The 18,881-nt window shown below is 61.6% G+C and carries 18 protein-coding genes; 6 read left to right on the top strand and 12 right to left on the bottom strand.

Annotation, left to right across the window (positions count from 1 at the left end; all coding sequences use genetic code 11):
• Positions 1 to 4 precede the first annotated feature (4 nt).
• A complete protein-coding gene (gene cobB / locus ACJ8HH_RS05725; RefSeq protein WP_033638183.1) occupies positions 5 to 841 on the top strand; it encodes a Sir2 family NAD+-dependent deacetylase in 837 nt (278 codons plus the stop codon).
• 48 nt (positions 842 to 889) lie between these two features.
• Here cobB and potD read toward each other — a convergent pair whose 3' ends face one another.
• Entirely contained in the window at positions 890 to 1,933 is a 1,044-nt protein-coding gene (gene potD / locus ACJ8HH_RS05730; protein ID WP_060437909.1) for a spermidine/putrescine ABC transporter substrate-binding protein PotD, read from the bottom strand.
• On the bottom strand, positions 1,863 to 2,180 hold the full coding sequence (locus ACJ8HH_RS05735) for a hypothetical protein (RefSeq protein WP_152903597.1): 318 nt from the start codon (positions 2,178 to 2,180) through the stop codon (positions 1,863 to 1,865). The genes potD and ACJ8HH_RS05735 overlap by 71 nt, the downstream gene beginning before the upstream one ends.
• On the opposite strand from ACJ8HH_RS05735, the gene ACJ8HH_RS05740 reads away from it, so the two are divergent.
• Positions 2,170 to 2,871 (top strand): MurR/RpiR family transcriptional regulator, encoded by a 702-nt coding sequence (locus ACJ8HH_RS05740; RefSeq protein ID WP_033638186.1) that lies wholly within the window; start codon positions 2,170 to 2,172, stop codon positions 2,869 to 2,871. The two genes, ACJ8HH_RS05735 and ACJ8HH_RS05740, sit on opposite strands and share 11 nt — an antisense overlap.
• Before the next feature lie 17 nt (positions 2,872 to 2,888).
• Here ACJ8HH_RS05740 and ACJ8HH_RS05745 read toward each other — a convergent pair whose 3' ends face one another.
• The 6 genes from ACJ8HH_RS05745 to ACJ8HH_RS05770 all read right to left on the bottom strand — a co-directional run bounded on the left by ACJ8HH_RS05745 (position 2,889) and on the right by ACJ8HH_RS05770 (position 9,114).
• Positions 2,889 to 4,274 (bottom strand): family 4 glycosyl hydrolase, encoded by a 1,386-nt coding sequence (locus ACJ8HH_RS05745; RefSeq protein WP_197766177.1) that lies wholly within the window; start codon positions 4,272 to 4,274, stop codon positions 2,889 to 2,891.
• A 24-nt stretch (positions 4,275 to 4,298) separates the two neighbouring features.
• Positions 4,299 to 5,858: a PTS transporter subunit EIIC gene (locus tag ACJ8HH_RS05750; protein WP_033638189.1), complete on the bottom strand. Its 1,560-nt coding sequence runs from the start codon at positions 5,856 to 5,858 to the stop codon at positions 4,299 to 4,301.
• Positions 5,859 to 6,077: 219 nt separating this feature from the next.
• Positions 6,078 to 6,860: a spermidine/putrescine ABC transporter permease PotC gene (gene potC / locus ACJ8HH_RS05755; RefSeq protein WP_033638190.1), complete on the bottom strand. Its 783-nt coding sequence runs from the start codon at positions 6,858 to 6,860 to the stop codon at positions 6,078 to 6,080.
• Positions 6,857 to 7,717: a spermidine/putrescine ABC transporter permease PotB gene (gene potB / locus ACJ8HH_RS05760; protein ID WP_033646379.1), complete on the bottom strand. Its 861-nt coding sequence runs from the start codon at positions 7,715 to 7,717 to the stop codon at positions 6,857 to 6,859. The genes potC and potB overlap by 4 nt, the downstream gene beginning before the upstream one ends.
• Positions 7,701 to 8,816, bottom strand: coding sequence for a spermidine/putrescine ABC transporter ATP-binding protein PotA (gene potA / locus ACJ8HH_RS05765; RefSeq protein WP_033653862.1), 1,116 nt, complete (start codon positions 8,814 to 8,816; stop codon positions 7,701 to 7,703). The genes potB and potA overlap by 17 nt, the downstream gene beginning before the upstream one ends.
• 25 nt (positions 8,817 to 8,841) lie before the next feature.
• Complete coding sequence (locus ACJ8HH_RS05770) at positions 8,842 to 9,114, bottom strand: hypothetical protein (RefSeq protein WP_101456414.1); 273 nt, start codon at positions 9,112 to 9,114, stop codon at positions 8,842 to 8,844.
• A gap of 57 nt (positions 9,115 to 9,171) precedes the next feature.
• Here ACJ8HH_RS05770 and pepT point away from each other — a divergent pair, with 57 nt between their 5' ends.
• The gene (pepT, locus tag ACJ8HH_RS05775) at positions 9,172 to 10,401 is read left to right on the top strand and encodes a peptidase T (RefSeq protein ID WP_060451496.1); all 1,230 of its coding nucleotides are present in this window, start codon (positions 9,172 to 9,174) and stop codon (positions 10,399 to 10,401) included.
• 90 nt (positions 10,402 to 10,491) lie between these two features.
• Entirely contained in the window at positions 10,492 to 11,580 is a 1,089-nt protein-coding gene (locus ACJ8HH_RS05780; protein ID WP_060451765.1) for a malate/lactate/ureidoglycolate dehydrogenase, read from the top strand.
• Between the two features lie 40 nt (positions 11,581 to 11,620).
• Here the strand turns inward: ACJ8HH_RS05780 and ACJ8HH_RS05785 are convergent, their stop codons facing one another.
• The 3 genes from ACJ8HH_RS05785 to phoP form a co-directional block, all read right to left on the bottom strand.
• On the bottom strand, positions 11,621 to 12,742 hold the full coding sequence (locus ACJ8HH_RS05785; protein ID WP_060451497.1) for a ribosomal protein uL16 3-hydroxylase: 1,122 nt from the start codon (positions 12,740 to 12,742) through the stop codon (positions 11,621 to 11,623).
• 84 nt (positions 12,743 to 12,826) lie between these two features.
• Positions 12,827 to 14,284 carry a two-component system sensor histidine kinase PhoQ gene (phoQ, locus tag ACJ8HH_RS05790; RefSeq protein WP_033638202.1) on the bottom strand — a complete coding sequence of 486 codons (1,458 nt, stop codon included), beginning with the start codon at positions 14,282 to 14,284 and terminating at the stop codon, positions 12,827 to 12,829.
• Between the two features lie 5 nt (positions 14,285 to 14,289).
• Positions 14,290 to 14,961: a two-component system response regulator PhoP gene (gene phoP / locus ACJ8HH_RS05795; protein ID WP_033638204.1), complete on the bottom strand. Its 672-nt coding sequence runs from the start codon at positions 14,959 to 14,961 to the stop codon at positions 14,290 to 14,292.
• 380 nt (positions 14,962 to 15,341) lie between these two features.
• Here phoP and ACJ8HH_RS05800 point away from each other — a divergent pair, with 380 nt between their 5' ends.
• Entirely contained in the window at positions 15,342 to 16,361 is a 1,020-nt protein-coding gene (locus ACJ8HH_RS05800; RefSeq protein WP_060451498.1) for an ADP-ribosylglycohydrolase family protein, read from the top strand.
• A 21-nt stretch (positions 16,362 to 16,382) separates the two neighbouring features.
• Here ACJ8HH_RS05800 and ACJ8HH_RS05805 read toward each other — a convergent pair whose 3' ends face one another.
• The gene (locus ACJ8HH_RS05805; RefSeq protein ID WP_039566493.1) at positions 16,383 to 17,147 is read right to left on the bottom strand and encodes a GntR family transcriptional regulator; all 765 of its coding nucleotides are present in this window, start codon (positions 17,145 to 17,147) and stop codon (positions 16,383 to 16,385) included.
• Positions 17,148 to 17,285: 138 nt separating this feature from the next.
• On the opposite strand from ACJ8HH_RS05805, the gene pdxR reads away from it, so the two are divergent.
• The gene (pdxR, locus tag ACJ8HH_RS05810) at positions 17,286 to 18,800 is read left to right on the top strand and encodes a MocR-like pyridoxine biosynthesis transcription factor PdxR (RefSeq protein ID WP_049196604.1); all 1,515 of its coding nucleotides are present in this window, start codon (positions 17,286 to 17,288) and stop codon (positions 18,798 to 18,800) included.
• The last annotated feature ends 81 nt before the right edge of the window (positions 18,801 to 18,881 follow it).

Below are 18,881 nucleotides of genomic sequence, written 5' to 3' on the forward strand. Positions count from 1 at the left end.
GTTAATGCACACTCGCCATCGGCTGTGTCAGTTTCGCAAGAGTAAGCATGTGCTGCATCAGCGCTTTCGTTCACGCATTTTTCACCGCGACACCATGGCGGCAGCCGAGCTGAAAAAGCCGTTTGTGGTGGTGTTGACCGGGGCCGGCATTTCGGCCGAGTCGGGCATTCGCACCTTCCGCGCCGCGGATGGGCTATGGGAAGAGCACCGGGTGGAGGACGTCGCCACGCCGGAAGGTTTTCAGCGCGATCCGGCGCTGGTGCAGGCGTTTTACAACGAACGCCGCCGCCAGCTGCAGACGGAGGAGATCGCCCCGAACGCCGCGCACCGCGCGCTGGCTGATCTGGAAGAGTGGCTGGGGGAAAACTTCCTGCTGGTCACGCAAAACATCGATAACCTGCATGAGCGCGCCGGCAGCAAGCGGGTGCTGCACATGCACGGCGAACTGCTGAAGGTGCGCTGCACCCAGTCGGGGCAGGTGTTCGAATGGCCCGGCGATCTCAGCGTTGACGACCGTTGCCATTGCTGCCAGTTCCCGGCGCCGCTGCGGCCGCACGTGGTGTGGTTCGGCGAGATGCCGCTGGGCATGGACGACATTTACCAGGCACTGAGCAAGGCCGATTTCTTCGTCGCCATCGGCACCTCCGGCCACGTCTACCCGGCGGCTGGCTTCGTGCATGAGGCGCGGCTGGGCGGCGCCTACGCCATGGAGCTGAACCTGGAGCCAAGCCAGGTGGAGAGCCAGTTCGACGAGAAGCACTACGGCCTGGCCAGCGAAGTGGTGCCGCGCTTTGTGCACAAGTTCCTGGTGGGCAAGGTGGCGCGGGCCGACAGGCCCTGAGAAAGGCATCAGGGCGCACTGCGCGCCCTGATGGGATGGCGGGGCGTATTAGCGCCCGGCTTTCAGCTTTTGGAAGTAGCTTTCATACAGCGTGCTGGCGTCGCCGACGTCGTTTTGCCACTCGCCGTGCTCAATCACCGCCTTGTCCGGGTAGAGTGACTTGTCGTTGGCGATCTCCGGCGACAGCAGTTTCTTCGCCGCCAGGTTCGGCGTCGGGTAACCGATGGTTTCCGCCACCTGCACCGCGATTTCCGGCCGCAGCAGGAAGTCTATCAGCTTCAGCGCCCCCTCGACGTTGCGCGCGTTGGCCGGAATGGCCAGGCTGTCCATCCAGAAGATCCCGCCTTCCTTCGGCCAGACGATCTCAAGCGGCGTGCCGGCCTGGCGCGCCACGAAGGCCGAACCGTTCCACACCATACCGACGTTGACTTCCCCTTCCATAAACGGGTTGCCCGGGTTGTCGGAGTTGAAGGCCAGCACGTTCGGCATCAATTTCTGCAGTTCGTGATAGGCGGCTTCGATCTCTTTCGGGTCGGTGGTGTTGCCGGAGTAGCCCAGCTTGAGCAGCGCCATCTGGAACACTTCGCGCGCGTCGTCGGTCAGCAGCAGGCGGCCCTTGTACTGCGGCTGCCACAGATCGGCCCAGGCGGTAACGGTAGAGGGATCCTGCGCGTCGCTGTTGACGCCGATGGCGGTAGCGCCCCAGATGTAAGGAATGGAATAGTCGTTGTTAGGATCGAACGGCTTGTTCAGCAGGGTAGGATCGAGATCCTTGAAGTGGCTGAGCTTGCTCTTGTCGATTTTTTGCAGCATGCCTTCCTTGCTCATCTTGGCGATGAAGTACGTGGAAGGCACCACCAGATCGTACGCGCCGTCTTTGTAGGTCTTGAGCTTGGCGTACATGCTTTCGTTGGATTCATAGGTGGAATAAATCACCTTGATGCCGGTTTCCTTGGTGAACTGCTCCAGCAGCCCCGGCGGGACGTATTCAGTCCAGTTATAGAAATACAGTGTTTTGCCGTCAGAGGCGTTTGCAGAGCAGATACTCAGCGCCATCATCCCGGCTGCGAGCAGATGTGACCACTTTTTCATGCAGCGTATCCTTCAGCAGTAGTGAGCCGAACCCGTATGAGCCGCCGTTTTCGGCCGCGCCATACCCCAGAAAGGGGCCATTATAGGGGGCGGGGCGGGGTGGGTAAAGGCGGTTATCCCGCAGGCAAATCAAGGGGTTTGGCGGCTTAAAGCGCATCACAATTTGATTGTCTCGCGCTGGACAGGCGGTGAAGCGCGTGCGAAACAATAATTTTGGCGAATAAACGAGGGCGGCGATGAATTTCAAACAGGTTTTCAGCCAGGCGGAGCTCAGCAAGACGGATCTGACGATTTTGCACTGCATTCTCGATAATCCGGACGCCTGCATCGACGACGGCATCCGCGCGGTGTCCGCACGCTGCTACAGTTCCCCCTCGACGCTGGTGCGGCTGGCCAAAAAGCTGGGCTTTCGCGGCTATCTCGAACTGGTCTATTTCATCAAATTCAACCTGACGATGGCGCCGGCCTATCAGGCGGAGCGCGCTACGCCGGCGGCACCGCCGGCGCAGTTTCTCGATCTGCTCGACAGCGGCAAGATCCTGATCCACGGCAGCGGTTTTTCGCAATTGGTGGCGCAGTATATGTACAACAAGTTTATGACGCTGGGCGTAGACAGTTACCTGTCGCTGTGGCCGGATTTCGACATTCTTGACCGTGAGACGCGCTTTCGCTTCGATATGGTGATCGTGATTTCAAAGTCGGGCAACAGCGGCTCGGCGCTGAGCTGGAGCGAGGCGGTGAAGCGTAACCGCATCCTGTTGGCGGCCTTCTGCGGCGATGGCGACAGCCCGCTGGCGCAGCAGGCCGACATGACCTTTCTGTTTGAGGACCGGCAAAAATACGATCACGATATCTACTATCCCAATCCGTTTTTCGGCCACTGTCTGTTGGGATTCGAGAATGTGATCACCGCCTGGTTTGAACGACGCGGCCGCTGACGGCCGCGCCGCGCCGTTTAGCGCCAGTGCCCGGCATACTGACGGTGAGCCTGCAGGTACTCCTCCACCAGCGTTTTCGCCAGCGAGTAGGAGTTGACCAGCGGGTGCACCATCAGCGCCTTGATGGCCAGCTGGCGGTTGCCGGTCAGGATCGCCGCCACCGCCAGCCGTTCGTACTCTTTCACCTGCGAAATCAGGTTCTTCTGGGTGTCGGGAATATCGCGCATTTTGACCGGCTGAATGCCGGCGCTGCTCAATTCGCAGCTGATTTCGATCACGTCTTCCGGGTGCAGAAAATCGAGCGTGTCGCAGTTTTGCATCGATACCACCACGCGTTTTTGCCGGCCGCTGTTGACCGCCTCCAGAATATCGATCGCCACCCCGGCATAGCCGCCGCTGTCAGGCTGTTCGATAAACTGTTGCAGCGTCAGCATCTCACGCGTTTTCACCTTGCCCTGGCTGGACTCGCGCTGCATATAGGAATTTTCGCGCTGCAGGTAATGGCTGAAGTAGACAGAGAAGGCGTGCTCCAACTGACGGGGGATGTTCAGCTCGCCCAACGCCGACAGCATTTGGCGGTTGATCGCCGCGATTTGTTCGCCGCGGGTCTCGCCGCCCTCGACGATGGCGGCGATCGCCTGCTCACGGTAGTAGTAATAGTAGAGATACTCGTTGAGCATCAGGTTGTCCGACAGCGCCACCAGCTCCGGCGAGAAGTATTTCATGCAGGTTTCGCGATACAGGCGCGGATCCGCCAGCAGCCGTTCCGTGACCGGCTCGCCGTTGACGCGCGCATTGCGGAACCAGGAAAGGTGATTGAGGCCGAAGCAGTCGACGCTCAGCTGGTCTTCGCGGCAGTCCAGCAGCTCGGCCAGTTCGCGGATGAACTCGCTGGGGGCGTCGCAGATGCCGTAGACCCGGCGCTGGAAGCCGGATTTGATGATCGCCTCGGTCACCATGCCGGAAGGATTGGTGAAGTTGAACAACACCGCGTCCGGCGAGGAAAGCTGCTCGATCAGGCGGCAATAGTCGAGGATCGCCGGAATCGAACGCATCGCCATGGCGAAGCCGCCGGCGCCGGTGGTTTCTTGCCCAAGCAACTGGTGATTGAGCGCGATGCGCTCGTCATGGATGCGGCCTTCCTCGCCGCCGATGCGCAGGGTGGTGATGATGTAGTCGGCGCCTTGCAGCGCCTGGCGCGCATCGCTGCTGAGGCTGAAAGCAATGTCGCCGCGAATGCGCTGGAATACGCCCTGCGCCAGGGCGCCGTAGATCGCCAGATGGCGCTCATCGGTATCCATAAACACCACTTCGGTAATGCCGATGCGATGGGCGTTATAGGCGATGGATTTGGCGAGGAACGGGGAACGCACGCCGCCGCCGCCGAGAACGGTTAATTTCATTCGATATCTCCCATTAATAAAGCGTTAGAGTGCCGCTAAATATTTCTCTACCTGATTTTTGACCTTGCCGACCGTGACGCCGTAAATCACCTGCACTTCACGGCGATTCTTCACCACGCCTTTGGCGCCGGTGCTTTTCAACGCGGCCTCATCCACCCGCGCCATATCCTTTAATTCCACCCGCAGCCGGGTGAAGCAGTTGTCGACGGAAATAATGTTTTCCTTGCCGCCCAGCGCGCGAATAATGATGCCGCTCAGTTCGTCCGGGTTATTTTTGCGGTTCCGGTAATCCTGTTTGGAATAGAGTTTGACGTCCTGATCATCTTCGCGGCCCGGCGTCTTCAGATTGAGCTTCAGCACCAGCGTTTTGAACACCAGGTAATACACCGCAAACTGCACCAGGCCGATGACCACATACAGCGGCCAACGGGTGAGGGAGACCGGCAGCGGCAGGTTGTAGGCCAGGAACTCGACCAGCCCGCTGGCGCCCCAGGGGCGCACCTGGAACAGGTTGCAGGCCACCTGCGACAGCGCGGTCAACACGGCGTGGATCACCCACAGCAGCGGAGAGATAAACAGGAAGGTGAACTCTATCGGCTCGGTGATGCCGACCAGGATCGAGGTGGTGATGGCCGGGATCAGAATTGCCTTGGCCAGCATTTTCTTTTCCGGTTTGGCGGTGTGATAGAAAGCCAATGCCGCGCCCGACAGGCCGAAGATGGTCACCATCCCTTGCTGCGAGAAGCGCAGCGCTTCGTTCATCAGCGGCGAGATGCTCGGGTCGCGCATATAGGCCAGGAAAATTGCCTGCGAGCCGGAGACGGTCTGGCCGTCCTGCACGATTGAACCGCCGATGCTGGTGAGCTGGAACGGCGACCAGATAAAGTGGTGCAGCCCGGTGGGGATGAGGAATTTTTCGAAGAAGCCGTAGACGAAAACCCCGAGCGAGCCGGAGCTTTTCATAAAGCCGGTCAGCGCGATCAGGCCCTGTGAGATGGCCGGCCACAGGTAGCTGAAGGCGACGGCGTACAGCATGATGATCGGCGTCATGGCGATCAGCACCAGTTTGGCGCCGCCGTAGACCGAGAACACGCCGTTGAGCTCGACGTTGCACAGGCGGTTGTGCACCCAGGCGATGGTGACACCGAGGATAAGACCGAGAAAAATGCCCATATCCACCACGGTAAAGCCCAGCAGTTCAGTCTGCCCGGTGCCGTAATATTCGCCGTTGATCTTGGCCGCGACGTGGCCGCTGAGTTGCAGATAAGACGAATTGGCGCCGAGGAACATGATAAAGCACATCACCGCAACCAGCGCCGCTTCGCTTTTTTTGTCTTTGGCCAGGCCGTAGGTAATGCCGATGCAGAAAATCAGCCCGAGATTGCCGAATAACGGCCAGAAGGTATCGCCGATCATTTTACCGATAGAGAACACGGCGGAATGTTCATTGATAAGTGTGGCATTGGTGAGAATAGAACTGAGCGCCAGAATCAGACCGATCACCGGCAGGAAAAATATCGGCCCCATCATGGCTTTGGAGAAAAGCTGCAGCTTGCTTAAGATATTATCGATAATACCTTTCATGGCAGTTCCTTTTTATATTTTAATGGATGACGACGTTGCTGAATAAACTCCCTGGAAGCGAGAAAAAAATAAGGCACCTTGCCTGGATTCAGTTATAGGGGGAAGTTTTCGCCGCTGCAATCGGCGGGGCGGAAATAGGCACCGATGGTCAGGGAGTGACAACCGGTGCCGATTGTGAAGGGGATCACAACCGGGCGCCGCAGCGCCCGGCGGGGAGGATTATTCGGCCTTGGGCGCGCGATCGCGCATCACCCACTGGCTGGCGATCACCAGCACCAGCGACAGCAGCAGCAAAATGGTGGCCAGCGCGTTGACCTCCGGCGAGACGCCGACTTTCACCATCGAATAGATCTTCAGCGGCAAGATCTCGTAGCTCGGCCCGGTAACGAAGGAGGAGACGACCACGTCGTCCATCGACAGGGTGAAGCTCAGCAGCCAGCCGGCCGCCACCGCCGGCATCGCCAGCGGCAGGATGATCTTGCGCAGAATGGTGAACTCGCTTGCGCCGAGATCGCGCGCGGCCTCCAGCATCTTCACGTCGAAGCCTTTCAGGCGCGCGTAGACGGTCACCACCACGAACGGCAGGCAGAAGGTGATGTGCGAGAACAGCAGCGACCAGAAGCCGAGCGAAATGCCCAGCAGCATGAACAGCACCAGCAGCGAGATGGCCATCACGATGTCCGGCGACATCATCACCACGAACAGCATGCCGCCGACGAACGGCTTGCCGCGGAAGCGGTAGCGGTACAGCGCCACCGCGGTCAGCGAGCCGATCAGCGTAGCGAAGGTAGCGGAGAGCACAGCCATGGTCAGCGAGTGGCCCGCGGCCTGCAGCAGGCTGTCGTTGTTGAGCAGCGTGCTGTACCACTGGGTGGTGGCTCCTTGCCAACTGATGCCGAAGCGCGAGGCGTTGAAGGAGTTGACGATCAGGATGACGATCGGGATATACAGATAAGCGTATACCAGCGCCATAAAGCCGCCGCGCAGCAGACGTCCGATCATGCCAGATCCTCCTTCTTGTTCAGCAGGCGGGCGGCCCGGTAATAGACCAGCAGCAACAGCCCCATCACCAGCGTCAGGCAGATGCTGGTGGCCGCGCCGAACGGCCAGTCGCGGATATTGAGGAACTGGCTTTTAATCACGTTGCCGATCAGCAGATTCTTGGCGCCGCCCATCAGATCGGCGACGAAGAACAGCCCCATCGCCGGCAGCACCACCAGCAGGCAGCCGGCGATAATGCCCGGCATGGTCAGCGGCACGATGATGCGGATAAAGGTCTGCAGCTTGCCGGCGCCGAGATCGCGCGCCGCCTCCAGGCAGGACTTATCGAGCTTTTCGATGCTGGAGTAGAGCGGCATCACCATAAACGGCAGCAGGATATACACCAGGCCGAGGATCACCGCTTCCGAGGTGTACATGATGCGCAGCGGCTTGTCGATGACGCCGATCCACAGCAGCGCGTCGTTGAGATAGCCGCGGGTGCTGAGAAACAGCTTCAGGCCGTAGATGCGGATCAGCGAATTGGTCCAGAAGGGCACGATCAGCAGAAACAGCAGCAGCGGCCGCACCTTCTGCGGCAACCGCGCCAGGATAAAGGCGAACGGATAGCCGATCGCCAGGCAGCACAGGGTGGCGATCAGCGCCATGTTCAGCGAGTGCAGCAGCACCTGGGCATACAACGGATCGAACAAGCGCCGATAGTTGTCCAGTGTGAACACCATCTGCACCAGGTTGGCGTCGTCGCGGGTCAGGAAGCTGGTGGCGATGATCATCAGGTTCGGCATGAACACGAACAGCAGCAGCCAGGCGACGACGCCGACGATCACCACATTCTGGAAGACTTTACGCGATTTCTTCATCGGCCAGCACCACCTCCCAGCTTTCAACCCAGGTCACCGCCATCTTCTGATTGAGCGAGTGATCGACGTCCGGATCGTCTTCGTTGAAGAACTCGCTGACCATCACCGTTTTACCGCTCTCCAGCTCGACCACCGATTCCAGCGTCATGCCTTTGTAGTTGCGCTCGCGCACGTAGCCGATCAGCCCGTCGTGCTGCGCGCTGTCGTTCACTTCTTCCACCCGCAGGTCTTCCGGGCGCAGCAGCACCTTCAGCTTTTGGCCCGGCTCCACCGGCAGATCGGCGTAGATGTCGCACTCGCGGCCTTCGACGTTGGCGCGCACCCGCTGCGGATCGAGGCGCTGCAGAACCACCGCGTCGAAGATGTTGATCTCGCCGATAAAGCTGGCGACGAACAGGTTCTTCGGCTCTTCGTAGATCTCGCGCGGCGTGCCGTCCTGCTCGATGCGGCCTTCGCGCATCACCACGATGCGATCCGACATGGTCAGCGCTTCTTCCTGATCGTGGGTGACGAACACGAAGGTGATGCCCAGCTTGCGCTGCAGCGCCTTCAGCTCGTTCTGCATTTGTTTGCGCAGCTTATAGTCCAGCGCCGACAGCGATTCGTCCAGCAGCAGCACCTTCGGTTTGTTGACCACCGCGCGGGCGATGGCCACGCGCTGCTGTTGGCCGCCGGAGAGCTGGCCCGGCCGCCGCTGGGCGAAGGCATCCAGCTGCACCATGCGCAGCGCCTCTTCGACACGCGGCGTCAGTTCCGCCGCCGGCACCTTTTGCATGCGCAGGCCGAAGGCGACGTTGTCGAACACCGACATGTGCGGAAACAGCGCATAGCTCTGAAACACGGTGTTGACGTGGCGATGTTCGGCCGGAATGGCGGTGATGTCCTGGCCGTCGAGCACGATGCGGCCCAAATCGGCGTCTTCCAGACCGGCGATCAGGCGCAGCACCGTGGTTTTGCCACAGCCGGAGGGGCCGAGAATGGTGAGGAATTCGCCGTGGTTAATCGTCAGTTCGAGATCGGCAATGATGGTTTTGCCATCGAACGCTTTGCTCAGGGCATGCAGTTCAACAAGGGGTGCTCGAGAGGATGTCTCAGTCATTTATCGTATTACTCTATCCCGTGGGCTAATGCAGATAGAACCGCAACTGGAAAAGACTGCCGGAGCTTGCGGGATGCCCGCTGATCAAATGAAGCTCAAACCAGTTGCGCCAATGGAAATTTTTCGAGCGCGCATGATAGACGCTGAATGCCGGAATTGAAAGCCGATCCGGCCCAGATGCCGCGTTTTTCATCATGATAGCGACAAATGACCCTGTGATGACAGTGTTATTTCCCTCAGAAATCATCACAAAGATTAATGATATTGGCGAATTCTGGTTAAAAATGACCTGACGCAATATTTGATCCTGATCGGTTCCGCATAATGAAACGCGATATTCTGAGGGGCCGCTACCATGGACAAATTACTTGACCGCTTTTTCAACTACGTCTCTTTCGACACCCAGTCCAAAGCGAACGTAAAGCATGTGCCGAGCACCGACGGGCAGTTGAAGCTGGCGCGCGCGTTGCAGCAGGAAATGATCGCGCTCGGCTTCGAGCGGGTGTCGCTCAGCGAACACGGCTGCGTGATGGGCACCTGGCCGGGCAACGTCGCCTGGCCGGTGCCGGCGGTCGGTTTTATCGCCCATCTGGATACCTCGCCGGATTTCAGCGGCAAACACGTCAATCCGCAGATCGTCGAGAACTATCGCGGCGGCGACATCGCGCTCGGCATCGGCGATGAAGTGCTGTCGCCGGTGATGTTCCCGATCCTGCACCAGATGCTGGGGCAGACCCTGATCACCACCGACGGCAAAACGCTGCTGGGCGCCGACGACAAGGCCGGCATCGCCGAGATCCTCACCGCCATGGTGCGCCTGCGCGCGCGCAAAATCCCGCACGGCGACATCCGCGTAGCCTTCACCCCGGACGAGGAGGTGGGCAAGGGGGCGCAGCTGTTCGACGTGGCGGCCTTCAATGCCGAATGGGCTTATACCGTGGACGGCGGCGGGGTCGGCGAGCTGGAGTGCGAGAACTTCAACGCCGCCTCGGTGACGATCAAAATCCTCGGCAACAGCGTGCACCCCGGCAGCGCCAAGGGCGTGATGGTCAACGCGCTGTCGCTGGCCACCCGCATTCATCAGGCGCTGCCGGCGGACGAAGTGCCGGAGACCACCGAAGGCTACCAGGGCTTTTATCACCTCAGCAGCATCAAGGGCAGCGTAGAGCGCGCCGAAATGCACTATATCCTGCGCGACTTCGAGCGCGAAGGGTTCGAGGCGCGCAAGCGCAAGATGGTGGACATCGCCCGCGAGGTCGGCAAAGGCCTGCCGCGCGATTGCTATATCGAAGTGAGCATCGAAGACAGCTATTACAACATGCGCGAACAGGTGGCGGAGCACCCGCACGTGATTGCGCTGGCGCAGCAGGCGATGCGCGACTGCGACATCGAACCGGTGATGAAGCCGATCCGCGGCGGCACCGACGGCGCGCAGCTGTCGTTCCGTGGCCTGCCGTGCCCGAACCTGTTCACCGGCGGCTACAACTACCACGGCAAGCACGAGTTCGTGACGCTGGAAGGCATGGAGCAAGCGGTGGCGGTGATCATGCGCATCGCGGCGCTGGCCGCCGAGCGGGCGCGGTAAACGGGACGCTTGCGATTATCATAATCGCTTGCCGTAACAAGGCGTTGCTCATAGTGTGGAAGCCTATTCCGCACGCATAAGGACCGCATGATGAGCACCGAATACCGTATCGCCAGCCCGCATTTGGCGCAGTTCGTTCAGGCGATTTGGCGCCAGGCCGGCAGCACGGCGCGCGAAGCCGAGCTGGTGGCCGATCATCTGGTGCAGGCCAATCTGGCCGGGCACGACTCGCACGGCGTCGGCATGATCCCCAGCTACATGGCGTCGTTGGCGCAGGGGCAATTGCAGCTCAATCAGCACGCCGAAGTGGTGCGCGACGCCGGCGCGGTGCTGACGCTCGACGGTGCGCGCGGTTTCGGTCAGGTGGTGGCCAGCGAAGCGATGGCGCTGGGCATCGAACGTGCCGCCAAGCTGGGGCTGGCGGCGGTGGCGCTGCACAACGCACACCATATCGGCCGCATCGGCCATTGGGCGGAGCAGTGTGCCCGCGCCGGTTTCATCTCGATTCACTTCGTCAACGTGGTGGGCGATCCGATGGTGGCGCCGTTCGGCGGCAGCGATCGCCGCTTCGGCACCAACCCGTTCTGCGCCATTTTCCCGCGGCCGGGCCGCACGCCGCTGCTGTTGGATTTTGCCACCAGCGGTATCGCCTTCGGCAAAACCCGGGTGGCCTATAACAAAGGGCTGTCGGTGGCGCCGGGCTATCTGATCGACGAACACGGGCAGCCGACTACCGAACCGAAGGTGATGCACGAAGCGCCGTTCGGTTCACTGCTGCCGTTCGGCTTGCACAAAGGCTATGCGCTGGCGGCGATGTGCGAGATCCTCGGCGGCGCGCTCTCCGGCGGCCGCACCACCCACGACGCTACGCTGAAAGCCGACAGCGACGCCATCTTCAACTGCATGACCACCCTGATCCTCGATCCTCAGGCCTTTGACGCGCCGCAAATGCAGGCCGAAGCCGAAGCATTTATCGGCTGGGTGAAAGCTTCGCCGCCGAGCGGCGAACAGCCGATCGCCGTCCCGGGAGAGTGGGAAGAGGCCAACCGCGCGGCGCGGCTGGAGCAGGGCATCCCGATCGATGCCAATACCTGGCGGCAGATTGGCGCGGCGGCGGAGCAGGCGGGCATGGCGGCGGGGGAACTGGCGGATTACCGCGCACAGGCGCGCCAGGCATAAAAAAGCCACCCGGCAGGGTGGCTTGTTCGTATGACGGCAATCAGTCGTTAAAGTACCAATACCCGCTGTTGACCAGCGCGGTCAGCAGCGCCAGGAACGACGGGTCGTCCACCGCATCGCCGAGCAGGGCGGCGTCGACGTTGAAGTGCTGGCAAAGGGCGTCTGCGGCATGCAGCTGGTCGGTGTCGATCAGCTCGCCGTTGACGAAGCAGCGATCGCCGACGCGCAGCACGCGCAACCCGCCCAGGCGCTGCAGCGCTTCACCCTGCTGCAGCAGCTCGTAGATTTCCCCGGCCTGATACGGTGGCTCCGGCGGCGCCAGATCCAGCTCGTGGCGCGACTGGGAGATAAACTCGCCGAACCAGTGCTGGAAGTGTTCCGGCTGTTGCACCAGATCCAGCATCATCTGCCGTAAGGCGTCCACTTCCTGCGGCAGGATCTCCGCCGGGTGTTCGCGCAGTTTAACGTCCGGATCGCCGTAGCGTTTGCTGCCCAGCTCGCGCGCCAGCACGTAGTCGGCGAAGCCGCTCACCAGCTCGCGGCCGTTCGGCGCGCGGAAGCCCACCGAATAGTTGAGCGCGTTTTCCAGCGCGTAGCCTTCATGCGGGAAGCCCGGCGGAATGTAGAGAATGTCGCCCGGCTCCATCTCTTCGTCGATGATGGCGTCGAACGGCTCCACCTGCAGCAGATCCGGGTGCGGGCAGTGCTGTTTCAGCGGCGTTTTTTCCCCGACGCGCCAGCGGCGGCGGCCGGTGCCCTGAATGATGAACACGTCGTACTGATCGAGATGCGGGCCGACGCCGCCGCCCGGTACCGAGAAGGAGATCATCAGGTCATCCATCCGCCAGTCCGGCAGCTGGCGGAACGGGCGCATCAGCGCCGCGGAAGGCTCATGCCAGTGGTCCACCGCCTGCACCAGCAGCGACCAGTTGTTTTCGCTCAGGTGATCGAAGCTCTCGAAGGGGCCGTGCGCGACCTGCCAACGGCCGTCCTGGTGGCTGACCAGGCGGCTGTCCACTTCGTTTTCCATCGCCAGCCCGGCCAGCTCATCCGGGGAGATCGGATCGATAAAGTTTTTGAAGCCGCGCTTCAGAATCACCGGACGCTTTTGCCAATAACGTTGCAAAAAATCGTTCCAGTCCAGGTCTAATTGATAATCCATGTTCTATTCCAGGAGAGAGGAGTGAGCCTGTGTGCGATTATAACGGAAGTTTGGCCCCGTGGATCGGGGCCGCAGCGGCATAATTTACTCGTTGTGGTGGGTGTCGTGCTGGCGGGCGAAGGTGACCTGCATGCGCGCGCCGCCGAGCGGGCTGTCGCTGATGACGATTTCGCCGTCGTACTGCTCGATGATCTCCGCCGCCACCGACAAACCCAGGCCCTGGCCGGGGCGCAGAGTATCCACCCGCTGGCCGCGCTGGAAGATCAGCTGGCGCTTGCTTTCCGGGATCCCCGGGCCGTCGTCGTCGATAACGATGGTGAGGTTTTTCTCGGAGTGCAGCGAGGTGATCTCCACGAACTCCAGGCAGTATTTGCAGGCGTTTTCCAACACGTTGCCCATCACTTCCATAAAGTCGTTTTTCTCGCCCATAAAGGTCACTTCCGGCGAGATGTCCAGCGTGATCACCACCCCTTTGCGCTGATAAACCTTATTCAGCGCCACCACCAGGCTGTCGAGCAGCGCCGGCACCGAATGGATCTCGCGCGTCAGCACCGTCTGGCCGGAGTTGATGCTGGCTCGGTGCAGGTAGTAACCGATTTGCTGCGAGATGCGCCCGATCTGATCCAGCATGATCGGCTCGGCTTCTTCGATGGTGGTCTGCTTGCCGCTGCGCAGTGAGCGCAGGGTGCTTTGCAGCACCGCCAGCGGCGTTTTCAGGCTGTGGGTCAAATCCGACAGGGTAGTGCGGTACTTGGTGTAGCGCTGGCGTTCGTTGCGCACCAGAATGTTCAGATTACGCACCAGCCCGCGCAGCTCGCTGGGCGGGTTCTCATCCAGCTGATCGCGCTCGCCGTTCTCCAGCTCGCCCACCTGATTGACCAGCGCCTTGATCGGCCGCAGGCTCCAGTAGGCCGCCAGCCACAGCAGCGGCACCACCAGCAGCAGGTTGGCCAGCAGCACGTAGCTGAACCACTCCCACACCACGTCAGATCGCTGCAGCTCCTGCGGAATGCTGTCGACCACCACGATGGTCAGCGCCGGCAGGCGAGGCGTGGCGGCATAGGTATTGACCGCCACCGAGTGGGTCAGCGCGTTCTGATCGGTATCGTCGTAATTCTTCAGCTGATCCTGCGCTTTGGGGTTGTCCCCCAGCACTTCGCTACTGACGCGGGTGTCGGTGTCGATTTCGTAAAAGCCGGACTCCTCCAGCCATTCCTTGTTGATCAGCTTCTCCAGCTCCGGCACCTTGCGCTGGCTCCACAGCAGGTTGCCTTTATCGTCGTAGATAAATACCAGCGTCGGGAAGTTGAGATCGATATCGGGGGGAATGGCGATGGTGAGCTTGTTGTCTTTCCACTGCGCCAGACTGAAAAACAGGTTGCTCTCGCCGCGCAGCAGGCGGAAGGCGGTTTTGTCGAAGCTGACGATATAGCCGACGACCGCCACCAAACCGTAAGAGAGCGACAGCGCCAGGATCACCCCGGCGGTCGCCATCAGGAAGCGGGCACGCAGCGAAAACGGTTTTTTATTCTTGTTGAACATTATGTTCACTTCGCGTCAAAACGATAGCCCTGGCCACGTACCGTGGTGATCACTTCATGCGGGTATTCCGCCTGCACCTTCTTGCGCAAGCGGCCCATCAGCACGTCGATGGTGTGGCTTTCGCGCAGCTCGGCGTCCGGGTAGAGTTGCAGCATCAACGAATCCTTGCTCACCACCTTGCCGGCGTTGCGGATCAGGGTTTCGATGATGGTGTATTCAAAGGCGGTCAGCTTGATTTGCCGATCGTTGACGCTCAGCTCGCGGCGCGACAGATCGATCTGGAACGGCGGCAGCACAATCACCTGCGAAGCCAGGCCGCTGTTGCGGCGCATCAGCGCCTGCATGCGGGCGATCACTTCTTCCAGGTGGAACGGCTTGGTGACATAGTCGTCGGCGCCGGCTTCCAGCACCGCCACTTTGTCCTGCCAGCTTTCGCGGGCGGTCAGCACCAGGATCGGCAGCTTGGCCTGGTGCGCGCGCCAGCGGCGGATCAGGCTCAGACCGTCTTCACCCGGCAGGCCGAGATCGACGATGGCGATATCCGGCGCGTGCTCCTGCAGGAAGTAATCGGCTTCCTTGGCGTCTTCGGCCGCGTCGACCTGATGGCCCATCTCGCGCATCTGAACGGAAAGGTGGTGGCGCAGCAGACCATTATCTTCAACAACCAGTACTCGCATGGCGAACTCCTGTGACTATGCGGGTGAACGTCCTGTCACCCACGCGATAAAAAGGGAACACGCTCTGCGGCGTGTCAGGGGATAACGCGGCCACCTGAACCATGTTGACAAAAAGTGCTGAGGCTATGGTAGGTATAACCCGCCCGGCTCGCAAGAGAGCCGAAGCAATGTATTAAAATAAGCGTTATCAATTTGTTCGCCGACATTATCGACAAGTTCTGATAAACGTCGGATAAACAGCGGCGGGGCGACGTTAAACGCAACTTAAACGCGCCGGGCATTGCCCGCGGAAAGAACGTGTGAGCCGGGGCGCTTGATAAGCTTTAAAGGTACTAATAAGGTATTATTGAGGCATCGGCACATTTTCTCAGGAGCGACGGATGAAGCAGTTAACCCAGGCGGAACGCATAGCGGGCGCACTTTACGGACAGATGCTGGGCGACGCGCTCGGCATGCCTTCCGAGCTGTGGCCGCGCGAGCGGGTTAAGCGCCACTTCGGCTGGATAGAGGGCTTTCTCGACGGGCCTGCGGAGAACACCGCCGCCTGTTATTTCAAGGCCGGGCAATATACCGACGATACCGCGATGGCATTGGCGTTGGCCGATGCGCTGGTGGAGGCGCAAGGCGAGGTGGTGCCGGAGCTGATCGCCCGCAACGTGATCCGTTGGGTGGACGGTTTTGACGCTTTCAACAAGAACATTCTCGGCCCCAGTTCCAAACTGGCGCTGAGCGAGCAGAAAGCGGGCACGCCGATCGCCGAGTTGGAAAACAACGGCATCACCAACGGTGCGGCGATGCGCATTTCGCCTTTGGGCTGCGTGCTGCCTTCCGCGCCGCTGGAGGACTTCTGCCGACAGGTGTGGCTGGCCTGCAGCCCGACGCACAAATCCGACATCGCCGTCGCCGGTGCGGTGGCGATCGCCTGGGCCGTGGCGCGGGCGGTGGAAGGGGCTGACTGGGCCTCCATTCGCCTGGCGTTGCCGGGGGTGGCGGAGTATGCCCAGCGCCGGCAGGAGACGACGTTCAGCCCTTCGCTGGCGGCGCGCATCGAACTGGCGTTTCAGGTGGTGGATGAAGCCACCGGCACCGAGCAGGCCTCCGAGCGGGTGTATCAGCTGATCGGCGCCGGGGTGAGCACCATCGAGTCGGTGCCCGCAGCGCTGGCGATGGTGCAACTGGCGCAAACCGACCCTACCCGGTGCGCCGTGCTGTGCGCCAACCTGGGCGGCGATACCGACACCATCGGCGCGATGGCCACCGCGATTTGCGGCGCGCTGCACGGCGCCGAGGCGATTGAGCCGGGGCTGCTGGCGGAGTTAAAACGGGTGAATCCGCTGGATATCGGGGCTTATGTTCAGGCGTTCGCGCGTTTTCGCCGCCGCCGGCAGGGCGAGTCGTAAGCCGCCGCGTGACGCAACGGGTCAGCTTTCGCTGGTAAATTCGTACATGTCGCTGCGGCAGAAGCTTTCACTGTATTCGATCGGCTTTTTTTGGTGGTCGAACAGCGTCTGGCGCACGATCAGCAGCGGCATCGGCTCCGAGAGCCGCAGCGCCTGACGGATATCGTCGTCGGCCATCGCGGCGCTGACCTGGCTGCGCAGCGATCCCATCTCCACCTTATTGCGCCGGAAGTAATCGTACAGCGAGATGCCGATCTCGTCGACGTTGGCAATCGCCGCCGCCACCACGTAGGACACCGCCACCGACATTGGCCGCCGATCGATCAGGTGAATGCGTTTGAGTTGGTAGATCGGCGTTCCGGCCGCCAGCTGGAGCTTTTCAGCCAGCTCAGCGCCGGCGGGTATCCGTTCGCGGCTGATCCACTGTGTATCCGGCCGGCGCCCCTGCTGTATTACCTCGCGCGAGAATCCTTTGACGTCCGCCAATGAATAGAACAGCTTCGGCTCGGGCCGCTGCGGTTGGATAAAGGTGCCGTAGCCGCGCGAACGGCCGATGATGCCGTCCTGCTCGAGGCAGGCCAGCGCCTTGCGCACCGTGATGCGCGAGATGCCGAGCCGTTCGGTGAACAGGCGCTCGCTGGGCAAAAAATCCCCCGCATTCAGCAACCCCTGCTCGATGGCCTGGCGCACCGAGGCGTTGAAGCGCAAATACAGCGGCATCGCGCCCGCGCTGGCCAGATCCTGCTGCAGTTTGTCCAGCAGACGCTGGTTGGTCTCCTTGCTCATAGCCGACGGAAGTCCTGTAGCCGCAATGCGATGGCTTATTTAAGGGGATTTCGCCGGGCAGCGCAACTGCCGCCGCCGCTGGGAGGAAATGAGGTAGAGTAGTGCGTCGGCCCCTGAGCCTGGAGAAACAAATACCCCATGAGTGATACCCCACGACACGCGGACGACGCGGCGATCCTGGCCGCCTTCGCGCAGCAGCGGCGGCAAGGTCTGACCCGGCGTTCGGCGCTGCATCAGGCCCTGCTACAACTAATCGCCGCCGGAGAACTGCCCTGGCGGACGCAGCTGCCGCCGAGCCGTGCGTTGGCGGCCCGGCTGACGGTGGCGCGCGACACGGTGGAACAGACCTACGCGCGGCTGGAAGCGGAGGGGTTCATCAGCCGAACGGTGGGGCGCGGCAGCTTTGTGCGTTATCGCTGCGACACGCTGCTCGGCCGTGAACTGCTGGCGACGGCGGCGGGGCAAGAGGCGCGGCTGGCGGAGCGCGAGCTGAGCGATCGCGGCCGGGCGCTGCTGGCGGTCAGCCATACGCCGCACACCAGCCGCCAGGCTTCGCTGACGCCTTCGCTGGCGGACCTGCGGGCGTTTCCCATCGAGCAATGGCTGCAGCAGGAAAAGCAGGCGCTAAGGCGGCACGGCGAGCGGCTGTTGGGGTATGCCGATCCGCAAGGGTTGCCGGAGCTGCGCGCGGAGATCGCGCGCTATCTGCAGCGGGAGCGGGGCGTGAAGGCGACGGCGGAACAGGTGATCGTGGTGACCAGCTCTCAGCAGGCGTTGGCGCTGTGTACCCAGGTGCTGTTCGATCCCGGCGATGCGGTGTTCGTCGAAGAGCCGGGTTACCAAGGGGCGAAAAAGCTGGTGCAGTCGGCGGGGCTGCAGGCGCGGCCGATCGGTATCGACGAGCAGGGGCTGGACGTCGGGCAGTTGATGCAGGCCTCGGGCGGCGGACGGGGTGTTTACATCACGCCGTCCCATCACTACCCGCTGGGGTATTCGCTGAGCCTCGAGCGGCGGCTGGCGCTGCTGCAGTGGGCGCAGCGGCAGCGGGCCTGGATCATCGAAGACGACTACGACGCCGAGTTCAACTATGACCGGCAAACCAAGGCGGCATTGCAGGGGCTGGACAGCGGCGGGCGCACGCTGTACATCGGCACCTTCAGCAAGACGCTGTTTCCGGGGCTGCGCATCGGTTTCATGATCGCGCCGCCGCAGCTGGTGCGGCCATTGGTCGCCGCCAGGCAGTTTCAGGACGGCTACACGTCGGCGCTGGCGCAGATGACGCTGTTCCACTTCCTGCACGAGGGCGGCTACGCCGAGCATCTGCGCAATATGCGCACGCTGTACAAGGCGCGGTTGAACGTGCTGTACGACGCGGTGCATCGTCACCTGGCGGCCTGGACGCGCCCGGCGCTGCCGCAGGGCGGGCTGCAGCTGGTGTGCCCGTTGGCGGATGCGGCGACGGAGCGGCGGCTGGTGGCGGCCGCCGCCGAACGGGGGATTCGACTGTACGGCCTGGCGGACTTCTACACCGGCACGCCGCAGCGCGGGGCGCTGGTGCTCGGCTTCTCGGCCTATACGCCGGATGAGATCGTGCGCTTTATCGCGACGCTGGCGCAGGTGTTCAACGCGCTGCCGGTGGCAAGCGACGGCTAAAATTGGTCTGCTCTGCGTTTCGTATTGGTCCGTATTGTACCGTCGCCGCGCGGTGTATTCTGCCGCTATCCGGTTATTTCC

It is taken from the genome of Serratia sp. CY32780, from assembly GCF_052169135.1.
Classification (GTDB): Bacteria; Pseudomonadota; Gammaproteobacteria; order Enterobacterales; family Enterobacteriaceae; genus Serratia; species Serratia sarumanii.